The following is a 22,182-nucleotide window of genomic DNA, read 5'->3' as shown; positions in this document are numbered from 1 at the left end:
CGCCGGGCGGGCTGGGGGACACCCCCGGGAAGGACGCGTCCGCCGACGCGGATCCCCTCAGGGGGGCCCGGGGATGCCCGCCACAGGCGGGCCGGCGGCCGGCACCTCTCGTCCCGGGGTGCCGGCCGGGTGAGCCGGTGCGGCGGGAATTCCCGGCCCGTGTGGGTGTTGCCACTCGTGTGAACGTGTTGCCACCGGGTGTCCGGTTCTCCGTGCTCGACAGGTCGCTCACCCTGGAAGGGGAGCACCCCGCCTCGGCGCTGCGCCACGCCGTGGCATTCGCGCGCGACGTGGAGCGTCTGGGGTACCACCGCTTCTGGGTCGCCGAGCATCACAGCGTGCCGGGCGTGGCCGGGTCGGCCCCCACCGTGCTGGCCGCAGCGGTGGCCGCGGTCACCGAGCGGATCCGGGTCGGCACCGGTGGGGTGATGCTGCCCAATCATCAACCGCTCGTGGTGGCCGAGCAGTTCGGCGTGCTCGAATCGTTGTACCCGGGACGGATCGACCTGGGCGTGGGTCGGTCGGTGGGCTTCACCGACGGGATCCGGGCCGCGCTGGGCCGGGGCAAGGACGCGGCCGAGGACTTCCCGGACCGCCTGGCCGAACTGCTCGGCTACTTCCTGGGCACCCAGGACGTGCACCCCGGAGTGCACGCCCGACCGGCCGAGGGATTGCGCCCGACCCCCTTCGTGCTGGCCACCGGGGCGGGCGCGGACCACGCGGCGTCGGCCGGAGTGCCGCTCGTGGTCGCCGCGGCGATCGGCGAGGAGCGCATGTCGAGCGCGATCGAGCGCTACCGAAGCGCCTTTCGCCCGTCCGAGTGGTCGGCGCGGCCCTACGTCGTGGTGGCCGGCACGATCGCGGTCGCGGACACCGAGGAGGCGGCCCACGACCTGCTGCTGCCCGAGGCATGGGCCGCCGCGTACTCGCGCAGCCGGGGCACCTTCCCGCCGCTGATCCCGGCGAAGCGGATCCGCGCGACCGCGATGAGCCCCCGCGAGCGAGAGCATCTGGAGGCCGCGCTCCGTGATCAGATCCACGGCACCGCCGAGACCGTGGCCGGCGAACTGGCCGCCCTGTTCGCCCGTACCGGCGCGGACGAATTCCTGGTGACCACGAGCTCCTACGACCGGGCCGGCCGACTGGACTCGGCCCGACGCCTGGCCGAACTCGCGGGCATCGTGCCCCGGATCGGCGCCGGCGTCACCCGTTGAGCCCGCCTTGCGGACAGGCCCGCGTGGCAGCGGGCGCGCGTTGCTAACGTGGTGCGGCCCGAGCCGGTCGTTCTGCGGGGAGGTTCCGACCGATGGCCCATGCCGGCCAGCACGCACACACGCTTCCACACCCATACACACCCGGGCACACGCCCGCGCACGCGGCCGTCGAGACACCCGCGCAGATCGAGCGACGCTGGATCGCCAACGTCGCCTCGGTGGTCGTCCCCGGCGTGCTCGCGCACCGGATGTTGCGCCCGGCGCACCGGATCGGCAAGCCGGACGGGCTGATGGGCAACCTCAACCGGGTGCGCGCCTGGCTCGGCCTGACGATCGTGCTGGCCGTGTTCCTGCGCGGGCTGTACCAGGAGCGCACGCACACCTCCGGCGAGGCGGCCGGCACCACCACCAAGGTGCAGGGTGCCCAGGTGGTCTCCGAACTGGCGTCGGCGATGGTGCGCCGGCTCGTGCTGCTGCCGCTGTACGGCATCGTCGGCATCCTGCTGATGGGCTTTCTGCTCGTGCTCTGCGCCCGGCCGCACCTGCGCTCGCTGACCATGCGGCAGTTGATCCATCCGATCCGCTCGGTCGGGCTTTTCCTGATCGTCCCGATACTGGGCATCGCACTGGCCTGGGGTTGCCGCAAGGGCGCGGGCCTCGGCGCCGACATCAACACGCTGCGCACGGACGGGACCACGGTGCAACTGGTGTTGTCGTGGGTGTCCATGGTCGCCGGAATCTGGGTCTTCGGGTTCGCCCTGGTGGCCATCTGGCAGGTGGCGCAACATCTGTTCTCGGCGGCGGACGGGCACCCGATCCTGCCCGCGCTGATGGCGATGTGGCTGGCCTGGACGTTCACGCTCACCGACATGCTGGTCAAGACCGACAACCCGCTGTTCGCGGGCTCGAACATCGTGCCGGACAACATCAAGGCCGTCGTCGGTGTCGGCGGTTCGGCGATCATCACCGCGCTGAGCATCTGGGAGATTCGCCGACTCGGCCGCTGGAACGGGATCACCTGGCGCAGCGGTCCGTGGGGTTCACGGTCGCCACAGACCCGCGACGCGGTTCGGGGACCGAGCTGAGGCTCGGCGCGGATAACGGACCGCGACGCGGTCCGGGGATGGAGCTGAGGGCTCGGCGCGGATGCCGGTTCACCGGACGTGCGCGCCGAGCCTTCGGGCACCCGTGTCGGGCCCGCATTCCCGGGACCGGCTAGGGCTTGCTTCGCGCGCCGGCGATCAGGCGGTAGCCGAGGCCGGCGGTGCTCTCGTCGACCAGGAACAGTCGGCCGTCGTGCTCGAAGGGCCTGGGCATCGCGTCGGCCAGGGAGACGCCCAGCCGCAGCGGATACTCGTCGAGGACCCGGATGTGACCGGTCTCCGGGTCGAAGCGGACCAGGCGCGGCGGCTTGCTGCCTCGGGCGTTGACCCACACTCGCAAGCCGCCGTCCGGGTCTATCGCGATCGGCGCGGCCTTGCTGTCCACGCTCAGGCGCACCAGTTGCACGGCGGCGGGCAGCGCGGAGATCCAGCGCACCCGGCCGCTCGCCCGGTCGACCGCGATGATCTGGTTGGCCCCGGGCGCGTTCGACGCATGCACGGACTGCCCGTTGTTGCCGGGCACGTAGATCGTGCGTCGGTCGGCGAGGATGCGCGGCGCGGCGTCGTGCGTGTCCTTGTGTGCGTCGTCGCGCGCGTCGCCGATCAGCGGGCCGCCCGCCTCGATCGGGAAGGCGGGCTCACCGCGGTCGGACAGCACGATCAGCCGGGCCGGCCCGCCCGGCGTGTTCGGCTCGTCGACGATCACGGGGGAGGTGGCGACCACCGGCGATCCGCCCTGGGGGACCGTGCCGTCCTTGGGCAGTTTGTGCACCCAGGCCGGCTTACCGGTGAGCGGATCCACGGCCCAGACCGCGTCGGTGGTCCCGCACAGTCCGTTGGCGACGAGCGCGGGCCCGCCGCGGAAGCCGGTGACGTGGCAGCCCGCCGCGAAGGTGCGGTCGGCGACCCACAGTTGGGCGCCGTCCTTGATCCGGAACGCGGTGTCGCCGCTGACCGCGACGCCGCGCGAGACGGCCACGCGCTCGCGGGCCGGGGCGTCCTTGGCGGCGCGCGGCTTGCTCCACACCTCGGTGCCGGAGGTGATGTCGATGCCCGCGATCCGGTCGCAGGCGGTGCCGACCCCGTAGACGACGACGGCGATCGGTCCGTCGGTCTCGGCGCCCGCGGCGCACATCGCGGCGCCGTTCGGGAGCGGTTTCTCCCAGACGGTGGCCCCGCTGTCCACGCGATACGCGACCACGCGGGCGCGCTCCGAGCGGACCACGGTGTCGCCCTGGAACCAGGTGCCCTCCAGTGTGCGCGGGTTGCCGGCCGCGACCCCGGCGGGCTTGGGACCGTCCCGACCCTCCTTCAATGCCCAGGCGACCGCGACGCGTTCGCCGGTGTTGTCGTAGCCGTTGGGGTGGCGGACGGCCTGGCGGACCGCGCCGACGCTCGCGATCGCGAGTACCACCAGGGCCCAGATCGTGCTGCGGAGCAGGACCGGCCGATCGCGCGCGGGCCGGATCCGGCTCGGGTCGAGCGGCGGGCCGAAGACGAAGTGGTGTGTCGAGGGCGTGGGTTGCAGCGGCATCGGGGCCGGTGTCGGCGGGAACGGTGAGCCGGCGCCGGCCGGCCCGGCGTACCCGGGTGGATGCGGCTGCGGGTAGGGCGCGGGCTGCGGATACGGATCGTGCAGCGGCAGGTTGGGGTTGGCGACGAAGCCGCCGCCCGAGGCGTTCGGGAACGGCGCGGGGCGTGGCTGTGTCTGCGCCGGGGGTTGTGCCTGCGGTTGCGGCCCGGCCTGGGTCGGGATGTGCGGTTGGGGCTGCTGCCGTGCCCGATCCGGCGGTGCGAACGCCGGAGGCGTCGTGGCCGACGGAGGCGGCGCGAACGGCGGGGGCGTCCCGGCCGCCGCCGGCGGTGCGAACGGCGGCGGCGTGGACTGCCCGGCCCGGGCCCGCCGTTGCTCCTCCCACGGGTCCCGCGGGTCCGGGACGCCGTCGGGAGCCTGCGGGTGCTGCGGGGTGCTCACGCGACACCTCCCGAAGTGCCGGGTATCACCGGAGCGCCGAGGCCGACGTTGTGCGGACCGGGCAGGTCCTTCTTGAGGTCGCTCCGGTCCACCGGGCCCACCGACTGGCCGAAGTTGTGCAACCACAGCACCAGGAACACGATCGCGGTCGCCGACGCCAGGGTGATCAGCACGCTCACCGCGATCACCAGGCCCTTGCGCGGCGCGGCCGGCCCGCTCGCCGGCCGCGGCTGCGCGGCCCCGCCCCATGGTTGGGGCGCCGGCCCCGGGCCCCGACCCTGCGGTGGCAATGAGTGCGTCATGACGATCGCGCCCCCCGTGTTCCTGTCCCGAATTCACCCCGTGCCGTGACCGCCGTCCGGCACTCTCGACGCAACGCCGCGTCGATCACCGTACCGACCCCGGCCCGCTCCCGCCGACAATCGCCCCCCTGCCCGGGGGCGAACCCTCGCCGTCACGAGGGAAGATCCGACCGGGCGCCGGGGGCGGCGAGGGCTCGACATCCGGCTCCGGGAGGTGGGCGGACCACCCTGTGGGTGGTTTGTGGAGGTGCGGCAGGATGGCGTTGCGTCGATCGACGTCGTTGTCGTAGCGGGGAAGTGGATCGTGTCGTTTCAGCAGCCGGCGGGAGGCGAACAGCCGCCGCCGCCCGGTGGTGGGCCCTATGGACCGCCGCCGGGATCGTACGGGGCACAGCCCCATGGCCAGTCGTACGGTGGGCCCTACCCGCCGCCCGGGGCGCACCAGCCGGGCGCCCACCCCTACGGGGCTCCGCCGCCGTTCGGGCAGCCGATGTACGGGCCGCCCGGATACGGCATCCCGCAGCCGCCGCAGCGGCGCGGGCCCAAGGTCGGGGTGATCGTGGCGGCCGTGGTCGGTGTGCTGGCGGTGGGTACCGTCGCCGTGCTGGGGGCGACCGGGGCGTTTTCCTCCGACGACAAAAGCTCGGTGGCCGAGCCCACTTCGTCGGCTTCGGCGTCGGTGACCGGTCGGCCCACCTCGGCGCCGCCGGCGCCGCCGGAGCCGCCGACCCGGCCGACGAGCACGCCGTCGACGGCCAAGCGCGGTGTGGACACCCCCGCGCGGGCGGGCGGTCTGGACCGGATGGGCGACGACGCCTATCCGCTCCAGACCACCATCCGGCGGCAGGCGGTGGCCGGTTCCAAGGTCGCCGCCTACGGCCCGGCCGGGGCCGGCACGCCGACGGCGCTGGTGATGGTGATGGCCAATCCGTCGCCGCAACTGTCGCCCGCGCTGGTGATGGATCAGATCATCGCGGGCATGCAGGACGGCGCGCAGGAGAAGTCGGCCGACGTGGGCAACGTACGGCAGATGGACCCCGGCACCCTCGGTGGCGTGTTGCGCTGTACCAGCATCCGGTCGGGCGGGAAGGCGCTGCCCACGTGCGTGTGGGCCGACCCCGACACCGTGGGAGTCGTCTACGCGATCAACGAGACGTCGTTGGACGCCGCGTCGGCGCTGACCCTGCGGGTACGCCCCGATCTGGAGAAGTGACCGACGGGCGACGCGTGCGTATCCGGCGGGCCGGCTCGTGCACCGAGTCGGCCCGTTCGCATTTCCGCGCCCGCCGTCGCCATCCCCGAGCGACACCGGGTTTCGGGAGCCACGGCGGCCCGGTGAACACCTTCGGGCCGGCCGACGACTGCGCCGACGGGCCAATTTCGGCCGGAGGTCTTGGTGGCTCGTCCCAACGCGGCGCTCAGAGTGCTCATTATGCTTCGAGGAGTGGCTACTCGAGGAGTCGGTTATGGTTGCCCCGTTCGACCCGACGGATTTCCGGCGCGCCCTCGGACACCTGCCGACCGGGGTAACGGTAATCACCACCACCGATCCCTTCGGCCGGCCCGTCGGTATGGCGTGCAACTCGTTCATGTCGGTTTCCCTGAAACCCCCGCTGGTTATGGTGTGCGTCGGAAACACGTCGTCGACACTCGTCGATCTTCGGCGGAGTGGCGGGTTTTGCGCCAACATTCTCGGCAGCGGTCAAGGGCAGTTGTGCCGGCAGTTCTCGGTCAAGGAGATCGATCGGTTCGCCGGTGTCCGGTGGACCGATTCGGCGGCCGGGCCGGAACTGTGTGACGCGATCGCCTGGATGTCGTGTTCGATCGACGTCGAGCATGTCGCCGGAGATCACGTCGTCATCATCGCCGAGGTGACCGGCCTGCGGGTGAACCCGGACGAGCCCGAGCCGCTGGTTTTTCACTGCGGCACCTTCGGGTCGTTTCGTGAAATCGTCGAACCGCTCGCCGCGGGGGCGGCTTCTCGGCCGGGGGTCGGCGGCTATTCCCGGGCATCGTCGGCCGGACCCGGTACCGCCGGACAGGCGGCTTCGTAGAGCAGGCCCACAACCCTGGGCGCACGCGGGTGGATCCCCGCACCCGCCCGAGCCCCGGACCCGCGCCCCGAGCGCACCGCGGCGGTCAAACCGCCCGACGGCCGTGGCTCGCCACCGGCATCAACAAGCCACGGGTACGACTCGGCGGCGCCGGCGCTCCCGGATCGTCCGCCGCCTCGGCAACCCCGTGCGCGTGGCAGGTCCACCGCCGTCCGGTCTGGTATCGGCACGCCGCGCGCGTCATGCTTGCCCCCACCTTCCGTGCCGCCGCGAGCCGTCGTGCCGCTGCGGCGAAGACGGAAATGGCGGAAAAGGGGTCGCGGGAACGGTCTTTCCTCTCGCATATCGCTCACTGCGGCGGAGAATGACTCATTAGGGGTCAATTTTTATAAACCGGCGTATTGGTAGAAACATCGAACACCGCTCGGGTATCCTCCCGGAAGGTAAATGGAAGGAATGCATAGTTCACTGGGAGTGCCTTTGTTTCCCGAGCCGGTTGCCGGAATCTTCGAAGTCTATGAATGGAGTTTAGGCAGAGAGGGATTCGCCGTCGACGACGTGGCGCACGAGTTCGGCTTCGAGAGTCCCGGTCAGGGCGAGCGGATCGTCGCCGAACTCCTGGAGCTCCGGCTCATTCAACCGTCCCGTCGGCAGGACGCGTGGTTCGTCCCGGCGGATCCGAGTATCGCCTCCTCGCGGCTCCTGACCCGAAGCGAGCGGGAGTTGCTCGGCTGGAGAATGGCGACGGGTCAGCTCCGGAACGAACTCGCGCGTCTTTCGCTGCTGTTTCGGTCGAGCAAGTTCGGCGGTCGGGAGGCCAATTCGTTCGACGTCGTGAAGGAACCCGAGACGATCAGACTGCTGCTTTCCGAGGCGGCGGCGAACAGTTCCCACGAGGTTGTCTGTATGCAGCCCAGGAGCGGGGGACTGCTCGACGAGTCGGGCGAGGCGCAGAACCGGGATTTCCAACTGCTCGGCCGGGGCGTGCGTTTGCGTGTCCTGTACCAGCATGCCGCGCGGTTCGACATACCGATCCGCGAGTATGCGGGGAAGTTGGTCGACTCCGGTGCCGAGATACGGACGGCGGGGGCACTTTTCGGCAGGATATACATCTTCGACCGCACCGCGGCGTACATCCTCGCCGGCGGCGAGGACGGCGGTGCGGTGGTCGTGCAGGAAAGCGCGCTCATCGACTTTCTCTACTCGTGTTTCGAGCATGTCTGGGCGACGGCGAAGGACTTCGACAGCCGGCGCACCGAAACCGAAGTCATCAGCAGCGACATGAAGAAGGAGATCGTCAGGATGCTGATCTCCGGAGCCAAGGACGAAGCCATCGCCCGGCGTCTGGGCGTATCGGTCCGCACCTGCCGTAAACATATCGGTCAGGTCATGCAGATGTTCGGCGCGACGAGCCGGTTCCAGTTCGGCTACCTCGTGAAGGAGGCGAACCTGGTGGAGGACGTGTAGCGGCGGCCGGTTCCCTCGCCCTCCCGGCCGGCCGCCGCGCGGCCGCGCCCTCCCCCGGCCCGCGCGTCGGCCCGCGCGTCGGCTCGGTCCCGGCGCGAGGACCGTTCGCCGCATGCGGTGTCCGCGCGCTGGTCAAGTGCCGGTCGCGTGAGTTTCCTCAAGTGGAAGTGCAACTTGATGAGCGGGTCGGGGGGTGGAGTCCGCAGCCGTTCTGTCACACACTGTAGGGAGTCGCAACCGCGCGACGGCGGGTACGTCCGCCGAACATCAAGGGGGCCGCGTCGATCCGTTCATCCCTCACGTCACCGGTCTGCCCGAGCACGTCTGCCGGGTTTCGGGGCCACGACGGCGAGGTAGGTTGCGCTCGGAGAATTCTGTAGGAATTCATCTCGTGTCATTCTCCTCGGCTTCGGGGTGACGTAGGAAGTCCGCACCGGGGACGGCCTTGCAGTCGGCGTCGCAAGGATGCGACTCGGTCTACCCGACGCTTCATTCTTTTTGTGTTCGCTTGCATCGGGCGAGCACTGTTTTGATGTGCACAATTCCTTCCGAGGCTTCTTTCCGCACGCAACCTTTCCGTACGCAAACTTTCCCTATGCAAACTTTCCCTACGCAAACCTGGGGTGGTTATGAGCGGGTCTGTCGTTCGTGATATCGGTCGGGGGTCGAGAAAGCCCTTTGCCGTTGTGGAGCGGCCGGGTGTGGTCGGCCGATGACCGAAAACGGGGGCGCGCCGCGGCTTGCGGTGTTCGGCGCGGGAGTAATGGGGATCGGCATCGCGACTCTCGCCATCGGGCGAGGCATGTCGGTCGTGCTCGTGGACGTGGACCCGGCACGGCTGAGTACGGCACGCGAGCGGGTGCGGGGCGAACTCCGGCTCGCCCACATGATGGGTGCGCTCCCGCGAGGCGGACCGATCGGTGAGCTGCGGCTCGCGGACTCCGCAGTGGCGGCGGCGGACGCGACCTGGGTGATCGAGGCGATCACCGAGGTCGCCGAGCTGAAGGCCAAGGTGCACCGGGAGATCGCCTCCGTGGTCGCGCCGGGGACGCTGCGGGTCACCAACACGTCCTCGATCCCGGTCGACGAACTCGCGGGGGAGATTCCGGCACCCGAGTGCCTGGTGGGCATCCACTTCATGAATCCGCCCTACCTGATCGGGACGCTCGAGGTGGTTCGGGGGCCGCGCAGCGGTGACTCGGCGATGTCGGGGGTGCAGGACCTGCTGTCCGCGTTGGACCGCAAGGCGATCGTGGTCGGCGACGGGGCCGGCTTCGTTACCAGCCGCCTGCTGCACCGCATGATCAACGACGCGGCGAACGTGGTGGAGGAGGGGCGGGCCACCGTCGAGGACGTCGACGCCCTGATGGAAGGCTGCCTCGGGCACCCGACGGGCCCGCTGAGGACCGCCGACCTGATCGGCATCGACAATCTCGTCGACTCCCTGTCGGTGCTGTACGAGCGCACTGGAGACGAGGGCTGCCGCCCGAGCGAACTGCTGGTGCGCAAGGTCGCCGAAGGCAACCACGGCCGCAAGACCGGACGTGGCTTCTACGAGTACGGCGTGCGCTGATGGCCGGCCAGGTGGAGCTGAACGAGCGTCTGCTCGACTACGTGCGGTCGGTGTCCCTGCGCGACGACGAGATCCTTCGCGACCTGGTCGCCGAGACGGCGTCCATGCCGGCGCTGAACGCCATGGTGACCATGCCCGAAGAGGGCCAACTGCTGGCCATGCTGGTCGGGTTGACCGGTGCCGGTCGGGTGTTGGAGATCGGCACCTTCACCGGCTACAGCACGCTGTGCATGGCACGCGCGCTGCCGCCCGGCGGGCGGATCGTCACCTGTGACATCAGCGAGCGCTGGACCAGGGTCGCCCGGCGGTACTGGGAACGCGCCGGGGTCGCCGACCGGATCGAGCTGCGGCTCGGGGACGGCGCGCAGACCATGGTGGAACTGCTCGCCGAGCACGGGCCGGAGACCTTCGACCTGGTCTTCGTCGACGCCGACAAGACCGGTTACCCGCGCTACTACGAAGAGGCGCTGACCCACCTGCGGCCCGGCGGCCTGATCGTGCTCGACAACACGCTCTACTTCGGGCGGGTCGCGGACCCGGAGGCGGACGATCCCGACACCCGGGCCATCCGCGAGCTCAACGCCTCGCTCCTGGTCGACAACAGGGTGGAGCTGTCCATGCTCGTCATGGCGGACGGAATCACGTTGGTGCGCAAGAACAAGACGCAATAGGAGGGGACTTCTCCCATGACGGACTCGACTACGGATCTGACGGTCGCCGACATCGAGCAGCGAGTCGGCGAATTTCTCGAGGCGAAGACCAGGATGACCTGGGAGCCGGAGGTGGACCTGTTCGCCTCGGGCGCGGTCTCCTCGCTCTTCGCGATGGAGTTGGTGGTGTTCGTGGAGAGCACCTTCGGCGTGGCCGTTGAGGGCACCGACCTCGCCATGGACAACTTCCGCACCGTGCGGACCATGAGTTCGCTGGTGACCCGGCTGCGTACCGGAGGTGACGGTGGTGCTTGACGCCTTGAGCGCGTTGGTGACCGAGACCGTCGCCGACGCCGCGAGCGAGTGGGACGTGGCGGGCGAGATCCCGATCGACGTTCTTCGGGGGCTCGGCGCCAAGGGTGTGCTGTGCGCCGAGGTGAACCCGAACTTCGGCGGTCTGGGCCTGTCCGGCACGGAGAACGGCGAACTCACCGCGCGCACCGGCGCGTTGTGTAGTTCGCTGCGCAGCGTGATGACCTCTCAGGGGATGGCCGCGTGGACGATCCAGCGGTTCGGTGACAAGGCGCAGCGGACGGAGTACATCGGCCGGCTGACCAGTGGGGAACTGGCCGCGGTGGCGTTCAGCGAGCCGGGTGCCGGCAGCGATCTCGCCGCGATGGCCACCGAGATCCGGCGCGACGGCGAGGACATCGTCGTCGACGGCAGCAAGACGTGGATCACGGTCGCCGCCTACGCCGACTGGATCGTCGTATTCGGCCGCTACCAGGGCGGCGGCGCCGTCGCGCTGGTGCCGACGTCGGCGCCCGGTGTCGGGGTGACCCGGGTGGCCGACCCGCTCGGCTGCCGTGCGGGCGGGCACGCCCGCGTGGTGCTCGACAACGTGCGGTTGCCCGCGGAGAACCTGCTCGCGGTGGCCGGCCAACCGTTGGTCATGCTGACCACCATCGCGCTCACCTACGGCCGGCTGTCGGTGGCCTGGGGATGCGTGGGAATCCTGCGCGCGTGCCTGACGGCCGTCGCCCGACACGCCGCCGACCGTGAGCAGTTCGGCAAACCCCTGCTGCGGCATCAACTCGTCGCCCGGCACCTGGCCGAGCTCTATGCCGGGGAACGCACGGCGACGTTCGCATGCGAGCAGGCGAGCCGCAGTTGGGACGAGGGTTCACCCGAGCAGGTGCCGGCGTCGGTCCTGGCCAAGCACGTCGCGGCCGGGAACGCCGCTCGTGGCGCGGCCTCGGCGATGCAGGTACTCGCCTCCGCGGGGGCGGCGGGCGGGCATGTGGTGGAACGGGCGTACCGGGACGCGAAGTTGATGGAAATCATCGAAGGCAGCAACGAGATCTGCCAGTTGATACTCGCCGAGCACGCCGCCATCGCGGCGGGCTGAGCGGTCGTAGGAAACGGGGGCGGAGATGTCCGAAACACCACCGGTCGTGAAGTGCCTGGTCTGGGATCTCGACAACACGCTGTGGAACGGCACGCTCGTCGAGGACGGCCACGTCGAGGTCGACGACGCCGTCCGCAAGGTGATCGTGGAGCTCGACGCGCGTGGCGTGTTACAGGCGGTGTCCAGTCGCAACGACCACGACGAGGCGTGGGCACGGCTGGAGGAGTTGGGCCTCGCCGAGTACTTCGTCCTGCCGCACATCGGCTGGGGCCCGAAGTCGGAGTCGGTGCGCAGGATCGCCGAGCAGTTGAACTTCTCGCTCAAGACGATCGCCTTCATCGACGACCTGCCGACCGAACGCGCCGAAGTCGAGTACCACCTGCCGGAAGTCCGGTGCTACCCGGCCGAGCAGGCCGACGCGTTGCTCGGACTGCCCGAGTTCAGCCCGCCGGTGGTCACCGTCGACGCGCGCCGGCGTCGGCAGATGTACCAGGCCGGGTTCGAGCGGGACCAGGAGCGGGAGAAGTACCAGGGCGCCGACGAGGAATTCCTGCGCTCGCTCGACCTGGTGATGCGGATCGGGAAGGCCAGGGACGAGGAGATCACCCGGGTCGAGGAACTCACCCTGCGGACAAGTCAGATGAACGCGACCGGCGTGCACTATTCGGATGCCGCGCTGCGCTCGTTCCTGTCCGAGGAGAACCACGACGTGCTGGTGGTCTCGATGACCGACCGCTTCGGACCGCACGGGGCGGTCGGGGTGATGCTGATCGAGAAGGCCGCGCGGGCATGGCGCATCAAGCTGCTGGCGACGTCGTGCCGGGTCGTCTCGTTCGGCGCGGGGGCAGTGCTGCTGCGCTGGCTCACCGACGCCGCCGCGCGAGCCGGGGTGCACCTCGTCGCCGACTTCCGACGCACCGAACGCAACCGGATGATGGAAGTGGCCTACCGGTTCGCGGGATTCACCACCGCGCAGTGTCCCTGCCTGACCTCGTTCTCGCCGCCCGAGGGAACCGAGTGCCTGCACCTGGAGCCGGTCCGGCAGGACCCGCCGACGACCATGCGCGTCATCACGCCCGAACCGCACGTCGCCGGCCCGGAAGCGGAATGGCTGTAGGCGGGATTCGTCGTTCGGTTGAACGCTGCTCGGTTGAACGCTGAACAGGAACGATCTACGGGGGATCTCTTGCAGTTCTTGGTGCTCGGCCCGTTGAAACTGTTGGACGACGAGAAACCGATCGCGATCGGCGGCGACCGGCGCCGCGCGACGCTCGGCCTGCTGCTGCTCAATGCCAACCGCGAGGTGGCGACAAGCAAGCTCCTCGAAGGACTGTGGGGTACCGAGGAGACGCCGGCGACGGCACGCAAGATCCTGCAGAACGCGGTACGCGGCCTGCGGGTGATGTTCGCCGAGCACACGCGGGGGGACGCGCGACCGCCGGCCCTGCTGACCTGCTCGCACGGATACCAGCTGCAGGTCGACCCGGAACAGGTCGACATGTTCCGGTTCCACCGCCTGGCGCAGGCCGGTCGCGCGCAACTGGCGGCCGGCCGGCCAGCCGCCGCGGCGATCTCCCTGCGGGAGGTGCTCGCGCTGTGGCGCGGGCGCGCGCTGGCGGACCTGGTGGAGACCGGGCACTCGTGGGCGGAGCTGACCGCGCTGCAGAACGCCCGGCTGGACGTGATGGAGGACTACTACGAGGCCGAGTTGGCGAATGGTCGCCATCAGGCCGTCCTGGGCGACCTGGAGGCGATGGTCGAGGCCGAACCGCTGCGCGAGCGGGCGTGTCACCAGCTGATGCTCGCGCTGTACCGCAGTGGTCGGCAGGCCGACTCGCTCGCGGTCTACCGGCTGGTACGGCTGCGGCTGGCCGAGGAGTTCGGACTCGAACCGGGCCGGGAGCTGAGGCTGTTGCAGCACTCGATCCTGGTGCACGACCCGTTGATCGCAGCCCCCGCGGGGCCCGCGCGGCCGGTGGCGATCTCCGGGCTCGGGCAGGAGGCGGAGCACCGTGAGCGGCCGGTTCGCCGGCCGGTCCAACTGGTCTCGCCGCCGACCGCCGGCGGTCGCAGCACGGTCAGCGCGGTGCTGATCCGCACCGACTTCGGGGCCGGCCGCCGGGGCAGCGACATCGGCGAGTCCCTGGAACGCACCGCGACGACCGTGCGCGAGGAGGTGGAGCGGCTCGGTGGGGTGGTCGCCGGGTCGACCGGTTCGGTCACGCTGGCCGTATTCCGGCCCGCCTCGCCGCAGGAGGACGGTACCGAGCGGGTCGCCGAGCGGGCGGTCGACGCCGCGATGTCGCTGCGGCAGCGGATCTGCTTCGACGCGCCGGAGGGCGAGCGGCCCGCGCTGCGGGTGGCGGTGTCGACCGGTGAGATTCCGGTCCGTCCCGGTGCGATGTTCCTGGAGCCGCTGCCGGTCAACGGTGCGCTGCTCGCCGACTGCGAGTCCCTGCTCCAGCTGGGCGAGGACACGGAGATCGTGGTCTGCGGCCGGACCAAGAGGCTGACCGGGTCGGCGATCCGGTACGGCCGCGAGGGCGGCCTGCGGCCGCGGTGGACGGTCGAGGGACGCGGTCGCGACCCCTTTGCCCAGTCGGTATCGGAGGTCTTCGACCGCGAGCCCGAACTGGACGTGCTGAGCAGCCTGTTGGAGCGCGTCCGGCGTCGGGCCAGGCCGCATTTGGTCCTGGTCCTGGGTGCCCCGGGGATCGGGAAGTCGCGGTTGCTCACGGCGTTCGAACGCCGTGTGCAGAACGCGGCGACGGTGCGGCTGGATCCCGACGGGCCGCTGACCACATCGAACGTGGCGAAGCTCGCCGAGCACCGCCCGCTCGTGGTGTTCGCCGACGATCTGCACCTGGCCGACAACGCGGCGCTGGAGACCATCGAGAAATTGCTGGACCTGCCGGAACCGATGCCGCTGCTGGTGGTCGCCGCGGCTCGGCCCGAGCTGTTCCGCAGGCGCCCGGGGTGGGGCGACGGTCAGCGGCACGCGAGCTGGATGACCCTGGATCCGGTGACGCTCGACCCACCCGTCGAGTCACCGCAGGACTGCGACATGTCGAGGCTCTGCCACGCCGCCGGCTGAGCACGGATCGATTCGTTGGTTCGCGGAGCCAGATTTGCGGCCCGCTATGGGTTTCCTGAACCCGGCTGCCCACCACCCCCGCAGGGTTGACTGGCCCAGTTGAGAGTACTCGGCCGGAGGAGTGACGAGACGATGGAGAACGAGGGCAGGCTGCGGAACTACCTCAAGCAGGCGGTTGGGGAACTGCAGGACACACGTGAGCGCCTGCAGGAACTGGAGCGGGCGGCCGGCGAGCCGATCGCGATCGTCGGCATGGCCTGCCGCTTCCCGGGCGGTGTCGTCACGCCCGACGGGTTGTGGGAGTTGGTGGTCGAGGGGCGGGACGCGGTCGGCGACTTCCCCACCGACCGCGGCTGGGACGTCGACGGCCGGTACGACCCCGACCCCGACGTGCCGGGCAGCTTCTACGCCCGCGGCGGTGGATTCCTCCACGACGCGGCCGAGTTCGACGCCGACTTCTTCGGGATCTCGCCGCGGGAGGCGTTGGCGATGGACCCGCAGCAGCGCCTGCTCCTGGAGACCTCCTGGGAGGCGCTGGAGCGGACCGGGATGGACCCGCAGTCGCTGCGGGGCAGCGAAACCGGGGTGTTCGTCGGGCTGATGGGACATGGCGGGCAGCGGTACGGGCTCGGCGCGCAGGAGTCCGGACAGGGCGGTGACGGGTTCGGCGGGACCGGTAGCGCGGCCAGCGTCGCCTCCGGCCGGATCGCGTACCTGCTCGGCCTGGAGGGGCCGGCGCTGACGGTCGACACGGCGTGCTCGTCGTCGCTGGCCACGATGCACCTGGCGAGCCGGGCCCTGCGGGTCGGGGAGTGCTCGCTGGCGCTGGCCGGCGGCGCGTCGGTCATGGCGACCCTGGACACGTTCGTGGATTTCTCCCGCCAGCGCGGGCTGGCCGAGGACGGCCGGTGCAAGGCGTTCTCGGCGTCGGCGGACGGTACCGGGTGGTCCGAGGGCGTCGGCATGGTGGTGTTGGAGCGGCTCTCCGACGCCCGGCGGCTCGGGCACCCGGTGCTTGCGGTGATCCGCGGCAGCGCGGTGAACTCCGACGGCGCCTCCAACGGCCTGACCGCACCGAACGGGCCGTCCCAACAGCGGGTCATCCGCGCGGCACTCGCCGACGCGAACCTGACCCCGGCCGACGTGGACGTCGTGGACGCGCACGGCACCGGCACCCGGCTCGGCGACCCGATCGAGGCGCAGGCGCTGCTGGCGACCTACGGCGGAGAACGCCCGCAGGGGCAGCCGCTGTGGCTGGGATCGCTGAAGTCCAACATCGGACACACCCAGGCCGCCGCCGGCGTCGGCGGTGTGATCAAGATGGTGTCGGCGATCCGGCACGGTGTGCTGCCCCGGACGCTGCACATCGACGAGCCGACCCCCGCGGTGGACTGGGCGTCGGGCGCGGTGGAACTGTTGACCGAGGCGCGCGCCTGGCCCGAGACCGGTCGGCCGCGCCGGGCCGCGGTCTCGGCGTTCGGGATCAGCGGCACCAACGCCCACGTGATCATCGAGCAGGCCCCGCCGGAGCCGGAGCAGGAGCAGGAGCCGGAGCCGGAGCCGGTGCCCGAGTCGGGCCCGGCGGCCGGGCACCCGGCCGTGCCGCTGTTGTTGTCCGCCTCCTCGACGACGGCGCTCGCGGCCAGGGCCCGGCAGTTGCACGGCCACATCATCGCGAACCCGGACGCGCCCGTGGCCGGCGCGCTGGCCACCCGGGCACCTCGATTGGTCCACCGCGCGGCCGTCACCGGCGACGACCCGTCGGCGGGACTCCTGGCACTGGCCGAGGGGCGGCCGTCCCCGGACGTCCTGCTCGGCGTCGCCCGCGCACGCGGCAAGACGGTGTTCGTCTTCCCCGGCCAGGGTTCGCAGTGGTCCGGGATGGCCCTGGACCTGTACCGCGAATCGCACGTCTTCCGCGCCCGACTGGACGACTGCGCCGACGCGTTGAGACCCCATGTCGACTGGAACCTCCTCGACGCGCTCGCCGGGCCACTGGACCGGGTCGACGTGGTGCAACCAGCCCTGTGGGCGGTGATGATCTCGGTCGCCGCGCTGTGGCAACACCACGGCGTGGCCCCCGACGCGGTGCTGGGCCACTCGCAGGGCGAGATCGCCGCCGCGTACGTCGCCGGCGCGTTGTCCCTCGCGGACTCCGCGGCCGTCGTCGCCTTGCGCAGCAGGGCCATCACGCGACTGGCCGGCACCGGCGGCATGGCGTCCGTGCAACTGCCGGCGGCCGAGGTGGCACACCGGATCGAGCGGTACGCGGGCGCGGTGGAGATCGCCGCGATCAACGGGCCCGGCAGCACGGTCGTCTCCGGCACGCCCGTCGACCTGGCCGACCTCGTCGCGTCCTGCACGGCCGAGGAGATTCGCGCGCGGATCATCCCGGTGGACTACGCCTCGCACTCGGCGCACGTCGAGGCCCTGCGCGAGGAGATCGTGACGGCCCTGTCCGGCATCCGGCCGCGACCCACCCGCGTCCCGTTCCACTCCACGGTCACCGACGCGGTGGTCGCCGGCCCGGAGCTGGACGCCGAGTACTGGTTCGGCAACCTGCGCCGGACCGTCGGCTTCGCCGCGGGCACGCGCGCGCTGCTGGACCAGGGGCACCGGGTGTTCGTCGAGGTCAGCGCACACCCCGTGCTCACCACCGCCATCGGCGAGACGGTCGAGGAGGCGGAAACGTCCGACGCGGTCGTGTTGGAGTCGCTGCGCCGTGACGAGGACGGGCCGGCCCGATTCCGCGCCGCACTGGCCAAGGCGTACGTGCACGGCGTCGACATCGACTGGCGAATCCCGCCCGCCGTCGCGCAGTTGCCGACCTACCCGTTCCAACGCCGGCGCTACTGGCTGAAGGAACTCGCCGCGGTCGGCGACACCTCGGCCCTGGGCCTGCAACGAGCCGACCACCCCCTGCTCGGCGCGGCGCTGCGCCCGGCGGACGCGGAAACGCTGGTCCTCACCGGGCGGTTGTCCCGCGCTGCCCAGCCGTGGCTGGCCGACCACGGGCTGGTCGATCGCGAGGGGGGCGAATCGGTGCTGCTGCCCGGTGCGGCGATGGTCGAACTCGCCCTGCATGCCGGGGACCGGATCGCCTGCGCTCACCTGGCCGAACTGACCATCCAGGCACCGGCGGTCATCGACGCCGACCTGGACCTGCAGGTGCTGATCGGCGCGGAAGCCGACGGCGGCCGGCCGGTGAGCGTGCACACCAGTCCCGGCGGGCGAAACGACTGGACCCGGCACGCGACCGGCCTGTTGACCGCCGACGGCCCCGCGGTGCCCGGCGACCTGGCCGCCTGGCCGCCGCCGGGCGCGGTCGCCGTGCCGTTGGACGGGTTCTACGAGTCGTTGGCCGAGCGGGGCTACTCGTACGGTCCGGCCTTTCGCGGCGTGCGCGCCGCGTGGCAGGACGGCGATGTGATCTACGCATCGGTCGTGCTGCCGGAGGATCAGGACGTTGCCGGTTACGGACTGCACCCCGCGCTGTTGGACGCGTCGCTGCACGCGGCCGGCCTGGCCGGGACGGACGGCCTGCACCTGCCGTTCGGCTGGACCGACGTGCGTCTGCACGCCACCGGCGCCCGGGCCGTCCGGGTGCGGCTGACCCCGGTCGGGTCGAATTCGATGGCCGTGCTCGTGACCGACGAGGCCGGGCAGGTGGTTGCCTCGGTGGGCGAACTGGCGCTGCGGCCGGTGGAGGCGGGCGCGTTCGGGCGGACGCGCGTGGACGACTCGGCGCTGTTCGGCCTGGACCTGGTACCGGTCGAGCTGCCGGATCCGCCCGCGGAGCAGGGCTGGGTCACGCTTTCGGAGGGAGAGGACCGCCCGGCCTCGCCGCCGTCGGCGACGGCCGTGTTGTGGACGTGCCCCACCGGCGAGTTGGAGGAGGTCGTCGCCCGGACGTTGCGTTTTGTGCGGGAGTGGGTCGCGGAGCAACACCTCGCGGATGTCCCGCTCGTCGTGCTCACCCGGGCGGATGAGCTTGCGCACCGAGCGGTGGCCGGACTTCTGCGCACCGCGCGCACCGAGCATCCGGGCCGGCTCCGGCACCTGGACGTCGACGACCATCCGGACACGCAACGGGCCCTGCCGGCCGCGATGGTTGCCGACCACCCGGAGCTGATCATCCGCGCCGGAGTCGGCGCGGTGCCTCGGCTGGTCCGTGCGTCCGCGTCGCCGGCGCTGTTGGCGCCCGAGGATCAGCCGTGGCGGCTGTCCCTGACCTATCGCGGTGAGCTGGACGGATTGTCGCTCACCGGGTGCCCCGAGGTGCTGCGCCCGCTGGAGGCGGGCGAGGTGCGGATCGCGGTACGCGCGGGTGGGCTGAACTTCAAGGCCGTGCTGCTGGAACTGGGCATGGTGGCGCGGGACGGATGGTCGTCCCTGGGCGAGGGCGCGGGGATCGTGCTGGAGGCCGGTGCCGATGTCACCGGACTGGCCCCCGGCGACCGGGTGATGGGTCTGTTCACCGGCGGTCTGGGCTCGGTCACGATCACCGATCGCCGGCTGGTCGTGGCGATGCCCAAACGTATGTCGTTCGCACAGGCCGCGGGTGTTCCGGTGGTGCATCTGACCGCCTACTACGGTCTCGCGGACCTGGCCGGGCTCCGGGCGGGCGAGTCGCTGCTGCTGCACGCGGCGACCGGGGGCGTGGGTTTCGCGGCCCTGCAACTCGCCAGGCACTGGGGCGCGGAGGTGTTCGGCACCGCCAGTGCCGGCAAACGGGACGTGCTGCGTGCCTGGGGTTTCGACGACGACCACCTCGCGGATTCACGCAGCCTGGGCTACGCCACGCGGTTCGCGAACACCACCGGCGGTCGCGGCGTGGACGTCGTGCTCAACGCACTGGCCCACGAGCATGTCGAGGAGTCACTGGCCCTGTTGCCGCGCGGTGGGCGATTCGTGGAGATGGGCAAGACCGACATCCGCGATGCCCAGGAGGTCGCGGAGATGTATCCCGGGGTGCGGTACCGGGCGTTCGACGTGATGGAGGCCGGGTTCGAGCGCATCGGCGAGATGCTGGAGGAGATTCGCGTCCTGTTCGACGAGGGCGCGCTGCGGCCGATGCCGCTCACCACGTTCGCCGTGCACCGCGCACCGGAGGCGTTCCGGTATCTCAGCCAGGCGCGGCACGTCGGCAAGATCGTGCTGACCCTGCCCGCGCCGCTCGACCCCGACGGCACGGTGCTGGTCACCGGCGGGACGGGGGTGCTCGGCGCACTCGTCGCCCGGCACCTGGTGGCCGAACACGGGGTGCGCAGGCTGCTGTTGACGAGCAGGCGTGGCCCGGCGGCCGAGGGTGCGACCGAACTGCTCGCGGACCTGCGTGCGGCGGGCGCCGAGGTGTCCGTGGTGGCGTGCGATGTCTCCGACCGGGTCTCGGTGGCGGAACTGGTGCGTTCCGCGCACCGGCTGACCGGGGTGATCCACGCGGCCGGGGTGATGTCCGACGGCGTGCTGGAGGCGCTGACCCGGGAGGACCTCGACACCGTGCTGCGGGCGAAGGCGCAGTCGGCATGGCATCTGCACGAGCTGACCCGCGATCACGACCTCTCGCTGTTCGTGCTGTTCTCCTCGGCCGCCGGGGTGTTGGGCAACGCCGGGCAGGGCGGGTACGCCGCGGCGAACGCCTTCCTCGACGGTCTCGCCGAACATCGGCGCGGGCTGGGGCTGCCGGGCACGTCGATCGCGTGGGGTCTGTGGGCGCGGGAGAGCGCGATGACCGGCCACATGAGCGAGATCGACCGGCAACGGCTGGCCCGGATGGGTCTGGGCGCGATCACCGACGAGCAGGGCCTGGCCCTGTTCGACGCCGCGCTCTCCCTGCACCGTTCGGTGGTGGTGGCGGTGCCGGTCGACGCGGCCCGGCTCCGCGAGAGCGGCCGGCCGGTGCCCGACGTGCTGTCCGCGCTGGACCCGGCCGCGCCGACCCGGCGACGGGTGGTGCCGGCGGCGGCAGCGGCGACCCACGCGGACCGGCTCGTCGCGTTGCCCGAGCGGCAGCGGCGCAAGGAACTGCTGGATCTGGTACGGGAGTCCGCGGCGGTCGTGCTCGGCCACAGCGCGGCTGCGGCGGTCGACGCGGACAGCGTGTTCAAGGAACTCGGGTTCGACTCGCTGACGGCGGTGGAATTGCGCAACCGACTGGGCAACGGCACGGGGCTGCGCCTGCCACCGACCGTCGTGTTCGACCACCCGACACCGGCGGAGCTCGCCCGGTTCCTGGACGAACTGCTCGTGCCCACCGAGGAAACGACCGTGCGCTCGATCGTGGCGGAACTCGACCGGCTCGTTGTGGCGCAGCTCGACGAGAGCGAGCGAGGTGAGCTCGCCGGGCAGCTGCAGGAGGTGCTGCGCCGGCTCGCGGCACCCGCCGACCCAGGTGAGGAGCGCGACTTCACCGCGGCCTCCGACGACGAACTTTTCGACTTTATCGACGGCGAACTCGACACCGCGTGATCTCGCACGTCCGAACGGAAGGGGGCTGCCCGGGATGTCCAACGAGCAGAAGCTTCGAGAGTATCTGAGGCGGGTCACGACGGACCTGCAGCGAGCACAGCGGGAGCTGCGCGACGCCGAGGCCGTCGCTCGCGAGCCGATCGCGATCGTCGGAATGGCGAGTCGCTTCCCGGGCGCCGCGCGCACCCCCGAGGACCTGTGGGAACTGCTTTGCGACGGCGGGGACGCCCTCACCGAATTCCCGACCGACCGCGGCTGGGACATCGACCGGCTGTCCGACCCGGATCCCGACACGCCGGGCACCACCTACCTCACGCGGGGCGGCTTCCTGTCCGACGCCGGTCGGTTCGACGCCGAATTCTTCGGGATCTCGCCGCGCGAGGCGCTGGCGATGGACCCGCAGCAGCGGCTGCTGCTGGAGACCTCGTGGGAGGCGCTGGAGAACGCCCGCATCGACCCGGCGTCGCTCCGGGGCAGCTCGGGCGGCGTGTTCGTCGGCGTGATCCCGCAGGAGTACATGCCGCGCGCGGGGGAGACGCCCGCCGAACTGGAGGGCTTCGTGCTCACCGGCGGCACCACCAGTGTCGCGTCGGGTCGGATTTCCTATGTGCTGGGTCTGCTGGGCCCGGCGGTGACGCTGGATACGGCGTGTTCGTCGTCGTTGGTGTCGATACACCTGGCGGAGCAGTCGCTGCGGAGCGGGGAGTGTGACATCGCGCTGGCGGGCGGCGCCACCGTGATGGCCGGCCCCAGCGTGTTCGTGGAGTTCTCCCGGCAGCGCGGGCTCGCTCCGGACGGGCGCTGCAAGGCGTTCGCGGCCGCGGCGGACGGCACCGGCTTCTCCGAGGGCGTGGGTGTGCTGGTGCTGGCACGG

General features: G+C 71.2%; 14 protein-coding genes and 1 pseudogene. 13 read left to right on the top strand and 2 right to left on the bottom strand.

Going from position 1 to position 22,182, the window contains the following annotated elements; genetic code table 11:
- The first annotated feature begins 179 nt into the window (after positions 1-179).
- Together A3IC_RS0140170 and A3IC_RS0140165 are read left to right on the top strand one after the other, a co-directional pair.
- The gene (locus A3IC_RS0140170; RefSeq protein ID WP_020555709.1) at positions 180-1,214 is read left to right on the top strand and encodes an LLM class flavin-dependent oxidoreductase; all 1,035 of its coding nucleotides are present in this window, start codon (positions 180-182) and stop codon (positions 1,212-1,214) included.
- Positions 1,215-1,306: 92 nt separating this feature from the next.
- Positions 1,307-2,299 carry a hypothetical protein gene (locus A3IC_RS0140165; RefSeq protein WP_020555708.1) on the top strand — a complete coding sequence of 331 codons (993 nt, stop codon included), beginning with the start codon at positions 1,307-1,309 and terminating at the stop codon, positions 2,297-2,299.
- Positions 2,300-2,429: 130 nt separating this feature from the next.
- Here the strand turns inward: A3IC_RS0140165 and A3IC_RS0140160 are convergent, their stop codons facing one another.
- Together A3IC_RS0140160 and A3IC_RS69240 are read right to left on the bottom strand one after the other, a co-directional pair.
- Positions 2,430-4,292, bottom strand: coding sequence for an outer membrane protein assembly factor BamB family protein (locus A3IC_RS0140160; RefSeq protein WP_020555707.1), 1,863 nt, complete (start codon positions 4,290-4,292; stop codon positions 2,430-2,432).
- Positions 4,289-4,594 (bottom strand): hypothetical protein, encoded by a 306-nt coding sequence (locus A3IC_RS69240; protein WP_158696297.1) that lies wholly within the window; start codon positions 4,592-4,594, stop codon positions 4,289-4,291. Before A3IC_RS69240 ends, A3IC_RS0140160 begins: the two co-directional genes overlap by 4 nt.
- 304 nt (positions 4,595-4,898) lie before the next feature.
- Between A3IC_RS69240 and A3IC_RS69235 the strand changes: the two genes are divergently transcribed.
- The 11 genes and pseudogenes from A3IC_RS69235 to A3IC_RS0140095 form a co-directional block, all read left to right on the top strand.
- Entirely contained in the window at positions 4,899-5,807 is a 909-nt protein-coding gene (locus A3IC_RS69235; RefSeq protein WP_158696296.1) for a hypothetical protein, read from the top strand.
- Between the two features lie 253 nt (positions 5,808-6,060).
- A complete protein-coding gene (locus A3IC_RS0140140) occupies positions 6,061-6,648 on the top strand; it encodes a flavin reductase family protein (protein ID WP_020555703.1) in 588 nt (195 codons plus the stop codon).
- Between the two features lie 456 nt (positions 6,649-7,104).
- Positions 7,105-8,115, top strand: coding sequence for a helix-turn-helix domain-containing protein (locus A3IC_RS59350; RefSeq protein ID WP_191864167.1), 1,011 nt, complete (start codon positions 7,105-7,107; stop codon positions 8,113-8,115).
- Between the two features lie 712 nt (positions 8,116-8,827).
- A complete protein-coding gene (locus A3IC_RS0140130) occupies positions 8,828-9,688 on the top strand; it encodes a 3-hydroxyacyl-CoA dehydrogenase family protein (RefSeq protein ID WP_026219291.1) in 861 nt (286 codons plus the stop codon).
- A complete protein-coding gene (locus A3IC_RS0140125) occupies positions 9,688-10,359 on the top strand; it encodes an O-methyltransferase (RefSeq protein ID WP_020555700.1) in 672 nt (223 codons plus the stop codon). The genes A3IC_RS0140130 and A3IC_RS0140125 overlap by 1 nt, the downstream gene beginning before the upstream one ends.
- A 15-nt stretch (positions 10,360-10,374) precedes the next feature.
- Complete coding sequence (locus tag A3IC_RS0140120; RefSeq protein WP_020555699.1) at positions 10,375-10,653, top strand: acyl carrier protein; 279 nt, start codon at positions 10,375-10,377, stop codon at positions 10,651-10,653.
- Entirely contained in the window at positions 10,637-11,746 is a 1,110-nt protein-coding gene (locus A3IC_RS0140115; RefSeq protein ID WP_020555698.1) for an acyl-CoA dehydrogenase family protein, read from the top strand. Before A3IC_RS0140120 ends, A3IC_RS0140115 begins: the two co-directional genes overlap by 17 nt.
- Positions 11,747-11,771: 25 nt before the next feature.
- Complete coding sequence (locus tag A3IC_RS0140110; RefSeq protein ID WP_040877940.1) at positions 11,772-12,863, top strand: HAD-IIIC family phosphatase; 1,092 nt, start codon at positions 11,772-11,774, stop codon at positions 12,861-12,863.
- Positions 12,864-12,896: 33 nt separating this feature from the next.
- Positions 12,897-14,840 carry an ATP-binding protein gene (locus tag A3IC_RS59345; RefSeq protein ID WP_158696294.1) on the top strand — a complete coding sequence of 648 codons (1,944 nt, stop codon included), beginning with the start codon at positions 12,897-12,899 and terminating at the stop codon, positions 14,838-14,840.
- Positions 14,841-14,939: 99 nt separating this feature from the next.
- Positions 14,940-21,074: pseudogene (locus tag A3IC_RS0140100) on the top strand (SDR family NAD(P)-dependent oxidoreductase); the annotation flags it as partial.
- Positions 21,075-21,342: 268 nt separating this feature from the next.
- On the top strand, positions 21,343-22,182 hold an 840-nt coding region (locus tag A3IC_RS0140095; protein WP_020555694.1), incomplete at its 3' end, for a beta-ketoacyl synthase N-terminal-like domain-containing protein.

This window comes from Embleya scabrispora DSM 41855 (assembly GCF_000372745.1).
Lineage (GTDB): Bacteria > Actinomycetota > Actinomycetes > Streptomycetales > Streptomycetaceae > Embleya > Embleya scabrispora.
This window is presented reverse-complemented; position numbering and strand designations above follow the sequence as displayed.